Consider the following 10,427-nt stretch of genomic DNA (forward strand, 5'->3'; position numbering starts at 1 on the left):
CACGGTTTCCCCGTTCCGATGGGGACGCGGTGCGGCCGAGGCGTCGAGTCGCGCGAACGGCTCGATGTCGGCCTGAGCTGGTGCCGTGTGCGCGATGCGAACCGCGGCGCCGGCCGTGCTAAACTGACTCTTTGTCTGCGCACACTCCTGTGCGCAGTTCGCATGCTTCCCCTTCTGCGGCCGAGAGATCGGCGGGTCGTGGTCGTGTGCAGACAAGGGATCTTGGGTGGGGCCGTCCGGCCTCACGGTATAAAAGGAGTCACATCATGGCAGCAGTGTGCCAGGTGACCGGAGCTGTTCCCGGCTTCGGACACAATGTCTCGCACTCGCACCGCCGGACGAAGCGCCGCTTCGACCCGAACGTGCAGAAGAAGACGTATTTCGTTCCCTCGCTCGGTCGTAAGATCACGCTCAACGTGTCCGCCAAGGGCATCAAGGTGATCGACGTCCGCGGCATCGAGAACGTGGTCAAGGACCTCCAGGCGAAGGGTGTGAAGCTCTAATGGCCAAGAAGGCTCAGGACGTCCGTCCGATCATCAAGCTGCGTTCGACGGCAGGTACGGGTTACACGTACGTGACGAAGAAGAACCGCCGCAACACCCCCGACCGCCTCGTGCTCAAGAAGTACGACCCGGTCATCCGTCAGCACGTCGAATTCCGAGAGGAGCGTTGATCAATGGCTAAGAAGAGCAAGATCGCTCGCAACGAGCAGCGCAAGGTCATCGTCGAGCGTTACGCCGAGCGTCGCGCCGAGCTGAAGAAGACCCTGATCGACCCGAACGCCACCGACGAGGCCCGCGAGGCCGCACGCGTCGGCCTGCAGAAGCTGCCGCGCAACGCGTCGCCGGCTCGCGTGCGTTCGCGCGACGTCATCGACGGCCGCCCCCGCGGTGTCCTCACGAAGTTCGGCATCTCGCGTGTCCGCTTCCGTGACATGGCACACCGTGGCGAGCTGCCCGGTGTCACCAAGTCGAGCTGGTAAGTCTCAGCAGACAGTCGATAGGGGCGAGGATCTTCGGATCCTCGCCCCTTTCGCGTCCCTGCACCGCGAGCCGGGTCAGGTGATCACGCCGGATCAGGCCGTTTCCTGGACCTGCTCTCCCGCCCGCCGAGGCCCCCGAACATGTGACTGGAGTGACAAAAGTGACGCGACACGCCCAGTAATTGCCCAAAACCCGCGAAATGACGCGGAAATGAGGGTGGTCGTTGGTACATTCAAGGCGGTCGACAGACCAGGAGCATCCGCTCCGACACCCCACAACGATGCGACGGTCTTCGTCGCTGGAGGATGACATGGCTGACAAGTCCATCACCAAGACCGAGCTCGTCGCGAGCATCGCTTCCGCCACCGGCCAGAGCCAGGCCACCGTCTCCGGTGTCCTCGACTCGCTGTTCGCCACGGTCTCCGACGCTGTTGCCAAGGGCAGCAAGGTCTCCATCCCGGGCTGGATCTCCTTCGAGCAGGTCGACACCGCTGCTCGCACGGGCCGCAACCCGCAGACCGGTGCCGAGATCAAGATCCCGGCCGGCAAGCGCGTCAAGGTGACCGCTGGTTCCAAGCTCAAGGCTGCCGTCAAGTAATTCGACCGCACCTCTTCGAAGGCCGCTCCCGTTCCGACGGGAGCGGCCTTCGTGCTTTCTCATCGCCGGGCGCGCCTAGGCTGGAGGGGTGAGTTCCCGCAGCGAGTCGACGAGTCGGATTTCGGCGTATCGCGTGTCCGGCGTCGCCATCCTCCTCGTCGCCGCCCTCGTGGCCCTGGTGCTGGCGCTCCTCGTGGGCGGCGGGGCCAAGCCGCCCCTGCTGCAGGACCCCGGTCCGTTCGTGCTCTGGGGCACGCCCGTGGCCAAGCTCGTCATGAACGTCTCCGGTGCCGTCATGCTCGGCTCGCTCGTGCTCGCGCTCTTCGGTCTGCGCGCGGGGGAGCGGTCGTTCGATGCGGCTCTGAACATCGCCTCGGTCGGTGCCGCCGTGTTCACGGTGTCCGCGGGCCTCGCCGGGTTCCTGGCCTTCATGGCCGCCTTCAACCCGAAGCTCAGCATCGAGCGCGAGTTCGGCTCTCAGCTCGGCCGCTTCCTGCTGGAGCTGCCACTGGGTCAGTCCTGGCTCATCACCACCATCTTCGGTGCCATCATCACGGTGCTGGCGTTCGCCTGGCGCTCGTGGACGCCCACGCTCATCACAGCGCTGCTCGCCGCGGCGTCCTTCCTCCCCCTCGCGACGCAGGGGCACGCCGGAGACCTCGCCGGGCACAACATGGCGGTGAACTCGATCCTGCTCCACACGATCGGCGCCGCGGTCTGGCTCGGTGGCCTCCTGCTGCTCGTGCTGCTGCGGGGGCGGACCGACGTCGACCCCGTGCGCCTCGTCGGCCGCTACTCCTCCCTGGCGATCGCCGCGTTCGCCGTGGTGGCGTTCTCGGGGGTCACGCGGTCGGTCGTCGCGGTCGGGAGCTGGGAGGCCCTGTGGGCGACTCCGTACGGCTGGATCGTGCTCGCCAAGATCGCCCTCCTCGGGGGCATGGGACTGCTGGGCGCCTGGTACCGGGCCCGCCTCATCCCCAAGCTGACGGGTCAGCGCGCTGCGGGCTGGTTCTGGCTCCTGGTGCTGTGCGAGGTCGCGCTGATGGGCCTCGCCTCGGGTGCGGCAGCCGCTCTCGCACGCACGCCTCCGCCCACCGGTGAGGTCGCTGCCTTCGCCCAGACCCCCGCACAGATCCTCACCGGCTCGACGCTGCCTCCGGAGTTGACGCTGGAGCGCTGGTTCACCGCCTGGGACTTCGACGTGCTCTGGCTCGTCGCTGCCGGCTTCGGCCTGTTCCTGTACCTCGCCGGCGTGCGACGCCTGCGGCTGCGCGGCGACCGGTGGCCGATCCATCGCACCGTGTTCTGGGTGCTCGGCATGCTGTTGCTGGTCTGGGTGACCAGCGGCCCGCTCAACGCGTACCAGGAGTACCTGTTCAGCATCCACATGATGGGCCACATGATGCTGTCGATGGCCATCCCGCTGCTGATGGTCTCCGGCGCCCCCATCACGCTCGCCCTCCGCGCGATCCACAAGCGCGACGACGGCACGCGCGGTGGTCGCGAATGGATCATGTGGGCCGTGCACTCTCCGTTCGCGCGCGTCGTGACCCACCCGTTCGTCGCTGCCGCGATCTTCATCCTGTCGCTGTGGGCCTTCTACTTCACCGATCTGGTGCGGTGGTCGATGTACGAGCATCTCGGCCACGAGTGGATGGTGATCCACTTCCTGATCTCGGGCTATCTGTTCGTGATGAGCCTGATCGGCGTCGACCCCGTCCCGTACCGTCTGCCGTACCCTGGCCGTCTGATCACCCTGATCGCTGTGATGGCGATGCACGCCTTCTTCGGCATCGCCATCATGATGCAGGAAGGCCTCATGGTCGCCGACTGGTTCGGCTCGATGGGGCGCGACTGGGGTGTCGACCCGATGATGGACCAGTACGTGGGGGGCGGCATCGCATGGTCGATCGGCGAGATCCCCACCCTGATCCTCGCGATCACCGTCGCGATCCAGTGGAGCCGAAGCGACACGAAGCTGCAGAAGCGCCGCGACCGGCATGCCGACCGCACCGGGGACGCGGAGCTCGAGGAGTACAACGCCAAGCTGGCGGCCCTCGCCGAGCGCGACAGCCGCGAGGGGCGCTGACGCCGAAGCGGGGTCCGGTCAGTCGACCGGGGCTTCGCTGGGGGAGCCGACCCTGATCGATGCCGTGCCGTCCGGCAGGATCGTGATCGTCCCGTTGAGCTGGAACGGCACGTCTTCGGACAGCGGCTGGACCTTGCCGTCGAACAGCGACCTGATGTCGACGTCGACGTGGGCGACCGCGTCCGTCGACGGAATCTGCCACTGTCCGCCGTCGGGTGCGACCGTGACACGGGGCTGGGTGGCGATCGACCACTTCGGAGCGGACGCGAGACGATTCGTGACCCGCAGGCCGAACGGGCAGGCGGTCGGCTGGAGGACCTCCTGCGTCGTGCACTCGGCGAGGAAGGACTCGACGCGCTCCTGGACCACGTCGATGAACGCCTCCGTCGGCTCGGTCTGCACATCGAGCGGCGTGATGGCCAGCGGTGTGTCCGCGAGAACCCCGTGGCCCGAGGCGGTCGAGATCGGGGTGTCGACCGTCACCGCATACAGTCCCGGTGTGAAGACGAGCAGGGGCAGCGGGTCGAGCGAGGCGGCGTCGACCCCGTCGACCGAGATCTGGCGCCTGTCGACCTCGAACCCGTTCACGGCGAACCGGTCTGCGCCACGCAGCGTCAGATCCACCACGGCCAGCGGGCTGGTGGTGAAGCGCCAGTTCGGGGTGACGCCCGCCCATCCGTCCTGCTCGATCAGGAAGGTGCTGGTTCCCGGATGGCCGCTCGCCCGGTAATCGACGGTGACGGCCGTACCGCCTTCCGCCGGCTCCTCGGAGGTGACCTTCACATCGGTCAGGGGGGCGAGCGCGGCGTGACGGAGCATGGCCTCGGACGCGGCGGGATCGATGCCGGCGGCGTCGAGGGTCTCGCGGTCGACCGCGACACCCGGCACGCGCAGCGCGTCGGCGGCGCGGCCGGAGGAGAGCAGGTCGAGGTAGCGCACCACGAATGCCGACGGTCCGTAGAACTGCTGGTAGAGCGTGGCTCCGCCTGCCCCGAGAGCGGCGACGAGCACGAGGCCGACGACGGCGAGCATCGCCAGGTCGACCCCCAGGCGCGCGCGCCGGGGCGCGCTCGCACGTGCCCGGTCCATGGCGTCAGTCTAGGAGGGCGTCCTGGGGGGACGCCGAGCGTCGGCGGCCGTGCGCGGATGCCGGGACGTAGCATGGACGAGCGCCCTGTCCGTCCGCTGCCCCTGTGAGAACCGTGTCCCTTCCCGCCCTGTCCGAGGAGCAGCAAGAGCTGTTCCGGCTCATCGAGGACACCGGTGAACACGTCTTCATCACCGGACGAGCCGGGACGGGCAAATCGACCCTCCTTCAGCACTTCGCCTGGAACACGAAGAAGCAGATCGCGATCTGCGCGCCGACCGGCGTCGCGGCGCTCAACGTCGAAGGGCAGACGATCCATTCGCTGTTCCGACTTCCGATCGGCCTGATCGGAGATGCGGACATCGATCAGAACGATGCGACCCGCCGCATCCTGAACGCGATCGAGACGCTCGTGATCGACGAGATCTCCATGGTCAATGCAGACCTGATGGACGCCATCGACCGCTCGCTGCGGCAGGCACGGGGCCGCAGGGGCGAGCCGTTCGGCGGCGTGCAGGTGGTCATGTTCGGCGACCCGTATCAGCTCGCTCCCGTGCCGCCGCGCGGCGACGAGGCCCGCTACGTGCAGGACCACTACCGCTCGTTCTGGTTCTTCGACGCGAAGGTGTGGGCGGGAGGTGGCGGTGGGGCCGGCGAGTCGGATCAGGACGGCCTGTTCGCTGTCGACACGCGGGCGGAGCTGCACGTGCGCGAGCTCGTGCAGATCCATCGCCAGTCCGACGACGGGTTCAAGGCCATGCTGAATGCCGTCCGCTACGGGCGCGTCACCGCCGAGATCGCCGGGGTGCTCAACACCCAGGGCGCGCGGACGCCGCCCGATCCCGAGCCGGGTGAAGTGCCGATGATCACGCTCGCCACGCGCAACGACATCGTGAACAGCATCAACAGTCGACACCTGGCTGCGCTGCCGGGTAAGGAGCAGACCGCGCGCGCAGAGGTGAGCGGAGACTTCGGGAGGGGCGAGGCCGCGCTCCCCGCCGAGTCGGAGCTGAAGCTCAAGGTCGGCGCGCAGGTCATGTTCCTGCGCAACGACACCGCGATGTCTGGCGAGCCGCCGCGCTGGGTCAACGGCACGATCGGGACGGTGGTGCGCATCCTCGGAAGTGCCGTGCGGGTCGACATCGACGGCGAGGAGGTCGACGTCGAGCCCGCCGTATGGGAACGGTTCCGCTACGCGTACGACCAGAACACCAAGAAGCTCACCCGCGACGTGGTGGCCGAGTTCACGCAGTTCCCGCTGCGGCTGGCGTGGGCGGTCACGATCCACAAGTCGCAGGGCAAGACCTATGAGCGCGCGATCATCGACCTCGGCTCCGGAGCGTTCGCACCGGGACAGACGTACGTGGCTCTCAGCCGGCTGACCTCGCTCGAGGGGCTCTACCTGTCGCGTCCGCTGCGCCCCCGCGACATCCGCGTGGACGAGGACGTGCGTCGGTTCATGCGCGACGCCTGGCTGGCCGCATCGACGCCGGAGCTGCCGAAGAGCTGAGCGCGGGTCAGGCGGCGGCGCGTGCGCGGTCGAGGTCTTCGAACAGCTCGGTGTTGAAGCGGTAGGCGAGCAGCACCTCGTCGATCACGCGCTCGCGCTCGGCATCGTCCCACGGCGCGGCGTCGAGCTGCTCGCGGTACACGTCCTTGAACGCGGCGGGGTCGGCGATGTCGTCGAACAGGTAGAAGCCGATGCCGTTGGTCTCGAAGCCGAAGCGGCGAGCCATCACGCGTCCGATGAAGATCCCGCCGGACAGGTCGCCGAGGTAGCGGGTGTAGTGGTGCGCGACGAAGCCGCCGGCCCAGGTGGCGCCGACCTGCCGGATGCGGTCGACGTAGCGCTGCGTCGTCGGCAGGGCGACGATCCGCTCGCGCCAGTCGGCTCCGAGCAGGAACTCGAGGTCGGCTTCGAGCGCCGGGAGCCGGGTGAGCTTGTCGGTGATGAAGACGGAGGCCACGGGATCCTGGCGCATGCGGTCACCTGCGGATTCGAGCGCCTCGTAGATGAAGTAGTGCTGAGCGACGAGCGAGATGTAGTCCTCGCGAGACCCTTCGCCCTTCAGGAGGTCGGACATGAAGCCGGCGGTCTCGCTGCGGGAGTGCGATCCGGACGAACGCTCGCGCAGGGCGGCGGAGAAGGAGAGGATCTCGGGCATGAGGCAAGTGTAAGGCTTGCCTTACCTCAGGGGAAGTCCGAGTCGGCAGGCGTGCGCAGTCGTCAGGCGTGCGCAGTCGTCAGGCGTGCGGTCGGGGCTCGACGCCCAGGCGCGCGCACGCGGCGTCGTAGAGTGCCACGACCTCCCGGCGCACGGACGGGCGGTCGGCGATCGGACCGCCGGGCCACGGCACGCGCAGCTCGGTCACGATGCCGTCGCGGGTGATGTCCCATGTCCCCGCCTCGCCGTCGAATCCGGTCATGACGGAGTCCGTGATGTGCGCGTCCGAGGTGTCGGCGAAGGCTCGTGCGATGAGCAGGTTGTCGTCGGTGTGGTCGCCGTTCATGTGGCGGAGGACGGCGGTGATCACGTCTGCATCGAAGGTGTGGGGCACGCTCCCCACCCTATGTCGACCTCCGACCCCGTCGCGGGGCCGACTTTCAGCATCGGCGCTCTAGACTCGGGAGACACGTCTTCGGGGGTTCTATCCATGCAGCTTCTCTCGTCGCGCCGGTGGCGCGCCGCAACGGCGACGGCGGCCGTGCTCGCTCTCGTCCTCACCGGATGCTCTTCCGAGGAGTCCTTCTCCTACACGCCTCCCGCTCAGGTGGACGGTTCGCTCCCTGACGACACCGTCGCCGCGATGCAGGCGGCCGTCGAGAACGCGATCACCGCGTCCGGCGCGTCGGGCGCCATCGTCGGCGTCTGGGCGCCCTGGAGCGGAAGCTGGGTGGCGGGCATCGGCACTCAGGATCGCGAGGGTGGAGCCGAGCTGTCGACGGACATGTCCTTCCGCATCGCGGACGTGACCCGTCTGATGACCTGCGACGTCCTCTACGCCCTCGCCGACCGGAAGGTGGTCGAGCTGGACGCGAACGTCGCCGACTACGTCTCCGGTGTCGCTGACATGCGCGAGGAGGGTGTCACCCTCCTCGACCTCTGCAACGGGACCAGCGGTGCCGGGTCCTCCGAGGAGACCGTGAAGTCGGCCTGGCTGAACACCCCCGACCGGGTGTGGTCCCCGCTGGAGCTTGCGGGCTTCGGCCTGGCACGCGACCGGGTCGCACCGCACACGACGTTCCGCGACTCCGACGCCGGCTACCTGCTGCTCGGCCTTGCTCTCGAACGCGCCTCGGGCATGACGGCCTCCGAACTGATCGCGGAGTACGTCACAGAGCCGCTCGGACTCTCGGACACCTCGCTGCCGGGACCGACCCCAGGGAAGCCGGGAAGCGGGGAGTCCCTGAACGGACACTTCCTGAACGCCGTCGAGGGCGGATACGACTGCGCGGCACCCGTCGACATCAGCACGCTGTCATCGAGCACGGGCTTCACCGATTCGGGCGTCGTGTCGACCATCACCGATCTCGGCCGGTATGCGCAGGCCGAAGCCCAGCAGGCGCTGCGCACGAAGGACAAGCCTGACCGCTTCGGCGACCCGTTGCCGGCCAGAGACGGCGCACCGTCTTGGTACCAGGCCACCGGTGGCGCCTACCTGGTCGGCTCGATGATCGGCCAGCACGGGTGGACCCCGGGTTACGCCACCGCGGCATACTCCGACCCGGCGACCGGATTCACCGTGGCCGTCGTGCTCAACGACTCCACGGGTGGAGCGCTGTTCGCCCAGCAGCTCTCGTGGGAGCTCGCCGCCATCGCGTCGAAGGCCCCGGCAGCGGCCGGTCAGACGGCACCGGAGTTCGGGCTGCCGTTCACGGCGGAGCAGTACCACCAGGGCACGGCCGAGGCCGCGCTCCCGTGCGTGGCCCCGCCCGCCGCCGAGTGAGCCGCTCCGACTGACAGTCGCGCGAAGGGGTGACGATGGCGATCATCGACAATGCGATCTACGTGGATGGCGTCCGCACCGAGAACCCGGTGACGCTCAGCGAGACCTTCGAGCGCATGCGCGAGCGCGGCGGCATGGGCTGGATCGGCCTCTACCGGCCGAGCGAGGAGGAGATCCGCGCGGTCGCCGACGAGTTCGGCATCCATGCGCTCGTCGTGGAGGACGCCCTCTCCGGTCATCAGCGCGCCAAGCTCGAGCGCTACGGTGACGTGCTGTTCATGGTGCTGCGGCCCGCCCGATACCTCGATGACGTCGAAGAGGTCGAGTTCGGCGAGGTGCACGTCCTCGTCGGGCCGGACTTCGTCGTGACGATCCGGCACGCGGAAGCCCCCGATCTCGGTCGTGTCCGACGGCGCCTCGAAGCCGACACCGCGCTCCTCTCCCACGGTCCGGAGGCCGTGCTCTACGCCATCCTCGACGAGGTCGTCGACGAGTACACGCCAGTGCTCGCCGGCCTCGAGAACGACATCGACGAGATCGAGAGCCAGCTGTTCGAGGAAGACACCGACGCCACGCAGCGCATCTACGACCTGGGCAGGGAGGTCATCGACTTCCAGCGTGCAACGCAGCCGCTCTCGGGAATGCTCGAGGCGCTCCTGCGCGGGTCCGACAAGTACGAGGTGGGCGAGGAGCTGCGTCGCTACCTTCGCGACGTGCTGGATCACACTCTGCGCGTGAGCGACCGCGCGACCACGTTCCGCACCGTGCTCGACAACGCGCTCACGGTGGAGTCGACCATCGTCGCGCGTCGCCAGAACGAGGAGATGCGGCGGATGACGGAGCTCAGCATCCGTCAGAACGACGAGGTCAAGAAGATCTCGGGGTGGGCGGCCATCCTGTTCGCCCCGACGCTCGTCGGCACGATCTACGGCATGAACTTCGACCACATGCCCGAACTGCACTGGCTGCTCGGCTACCCCATGGCGATCGCGATGATGGTCGCGCTGGGCTTCGGCCTCTACGCCGCGTTCAAGCGCAAGGGCTGGCTCTAGGCGCCGTCGCGGTGGCCGGAGCTGTCCGGAATCGTATGCTCGGCGACGGTTCCTCTCCTTGCCGACGAACCAGGCACCGGCGACGATGAGCGGATGAACGCTCACTCCGACACCGCCCTGCTCGTCGTCGATGCGCAGGAGTCGTTCCGTCAGCGCGCCGATGACTGGGCGGCCACCGCGAACCCCGCCGTGCTCGAGAACATCGCACTCCTCGTCGCGCATGCCCGTCGCGTGGGGGACGAGGTCGTCTGGATCACCCACTCCGAGCCCGGGTCCGGCGGCGTGTTCGACCCGGTCAACGGGTTCGTGCGCGTGATCGACGCTCTCGAGCCTCTCGCCTCGGAGCCGGCGCTGACGAAGACCACCATCAACGCCTTCGCGTCGACCGACCTCGAGGAGAGGCTGCGCCGCGACGGCATCCGCCGGCTGGTGGTGTGCGGCATCCGCACCGAGCAGTGCTGCGAGACGACGACTCGGGTGGCGGCCGACCTCGGCTTCGAGGTCGAGTTCATCACGGACGCCACCACGACGTCGTCGATCCCGGCGGCGGGTGCTCTGGCGGCGGTGTCGGGGGAGGACATCATGCGACGCACCGAGAGCATCCTCGCCGCCCGCGGCTTCGCCACGATCGGGAGCACGCGGGAGCGGGTGGGCGCATCCGTGGATGAGG

General features: G+C 68.3%; 12 protein-coding genes. 9 read left to right on the plus strand and 3 right to left on the minus strand.

What is annotated here, in order from left to right:
• The first annotated feature begins 266 nt into the window (after nucleotides 1-266).
• The 5 genes from rpmB (at nucleotide 267) to DSP71_RS00720 (ending at nucleotide 3,670) form a co-directional block, all read left to right on the plus strand.
• The gene (gene rpmB / locus DSP71_RS00700) at nucleotides 267-503 is read left to right on the plus strand and encodes a 50S ribosomal protein L28 (protein WP_017203559.1); all 237 of its coding nucleotides are present in this window, start codon (nucleotides 267-269) and stop codon (nucleotides 501-503) included.
• Complete coding sequence (gene rpmG / locus DSP71_RS00705; protein ID WP_017203558.1) at nucleotides 503-673, plus strand: 50S ribosomal protein L33; 171 nt, start codon at nucleotides 503-505, stop codon at nucleotides 671-673. Before rpmB ends, rpmG begins: the two co-directional genes overlap by 1 nt.
• Nucleotides 674-676: 3 nt before the next feature.
• Nucleotides 677-982 (plus strand): 30S ribosomal protein S14, encoded by a 306-nt coding sequence (rpsN, locus tag DSP71_RS00710; protein WP_017203557.1) that lies wholly within the window; start codon nucleotides 677-679, stop codon nucleotides 980-982.
• 311 nt (nucleotides 983-1,293) lie between these two features.
• Entirely contained in the window at nucleotides 1,294-1,581 is a 288-nt protein-coding gene (locus tag DSP71_RS00715; RefSeq protein ID WP_017203554.1) for an HU family DNA-binding protein, read from the plus strand.
• Nucleotides 1,582-1,669: 88 nt separating this feature from the next.
• The gene (locus tag DSP71_RS00720; RefSeq protein ID WP_082108679.1) at nucleotides 1,670-3,670 is read left to right on the plus strand and encodes a cytochrome c oxidase assembly protein; all 2,001 of its coding nucleotides are present in this window, start codon (nucleotides 1,670-1,672) and stop codon (nucleotides 3,668-3,670) included.
• Nucleotides 3,671-3,688: 18 nt separating this feature from the next.
• Here DSP71_RS00720 and DSP71_RS00725 read toward each other — a convergent pair whose 3' ends face one another.
• Nucleotides 3,689-4,759, minus strand: a complete 1,071-nt coding sequence (locus DSP71_RS00725; protein WP_046748633.1) for a hypothetical protein — start codon at nucleotides 4,757-4,759, stop codon at nucleotides 3,689-3,691.
• A gap of 113 nt (nucleotides 4,760-4,872) precedes the next feature.
• Here DSP71_RS00725 and DSP71_RS00730 point away from each other — a divergent pair, with 113 nt between their 5' ends.
• Nucleotides 4,873-6,267, plus strand: a complete 1,395-nt coding sequence (locus DSP71_RS00730) for an ATP-dependent RecD-like DNA helicase (RefSeq protein WP_179516076.1) — start codon at nucleotides 4,873-4,875, stop codon at nucleotides 6,265-6,267.
• A 7-nt stretch (nucleotides 6,268-6,274) separates the two neighbouring features.
• On the opposite strand, the gene DSP71_RS00735 is transcribed toward DSP71_RS00730, so the two are convergent.
• Both DSP71_RS00735 and DSP71_RS00740 read right to left on the minus strand, forming a co-directional pair.
• Nucleotides 6,275-6,922, minus strand: a complete 648-nt coding sequence (locus tag DSP71_RS00735) for a heme oxygenase (biliverdin-producing) (protein WP_046748635.1) — start codon at nucleotides 6,920-6,922, stop codon at nucleotides 6,275-6,277.
• Between the two features lie 79 nt (nucleotides 6,923-7,001).
• Nucleotides 7,002-7,316, minus strand: coding sequence for a DUF2470 domain-containing protein (locus tag DSP71_RS00740; protein WP_113680122.1), 315 nt, complete (start codon nucleotides 7,314-7,316; stop codon nucleotides 7,002-7,004).
• A gap of 96 nt (nucleotides 7,317-7,412) precedes the next feature.
• On the opposite strand from DSP71_RS00740, the gene DSP71_RS00745 reads away from it, so the two are divergent.
• From DSP71_RS00745 to DSP71_RS00755, 3 genes are all read left to right on the plus strand, one after another.
• Nucleotides 7,413-8,705, plus strand: a complete 1,293-nt coding sequence (locus DSP71_RS00745) for a serine hydrolase (RefSeq protein ID WP_113680113.1) — start codon at nucleotides 7,413-7,415, stop codon at nucleotides 8,703-8,705.
• A gap of 35 nt (nucleotides 8,706-8,740) precedes the next feature.
• Nucleotides 8,741-9,757, plus strand: coding sequence for a magnesium/cobalt transporter CorA (gene corA / locus DSP71_RS00750; RefSeq protein WP_113680123.1), 1,017 nt, complete (start codon nucleotides 8,741-8,743; stop codon nucleotides 9,755-9,757).
• Nucleotides 9,758-9,850: 93 nt separating this feature from the next.
• On the plus strand, nucleotides 9,851-10,427 hold a 577-nt coding region (locus DSP71_RS00755; protein ID WP_113680114.1), incomplete at its 3' end, for an isochorismatase family protein.

The organism is Microbacterium sp. H6, assembly GCF_003314775.1.
GTDB lineage: Bacteria > Actinomycetota > Actinomycetes > Actinomycetales > Microbacteriaceae > Microbacterium > Microbacterium oxydans.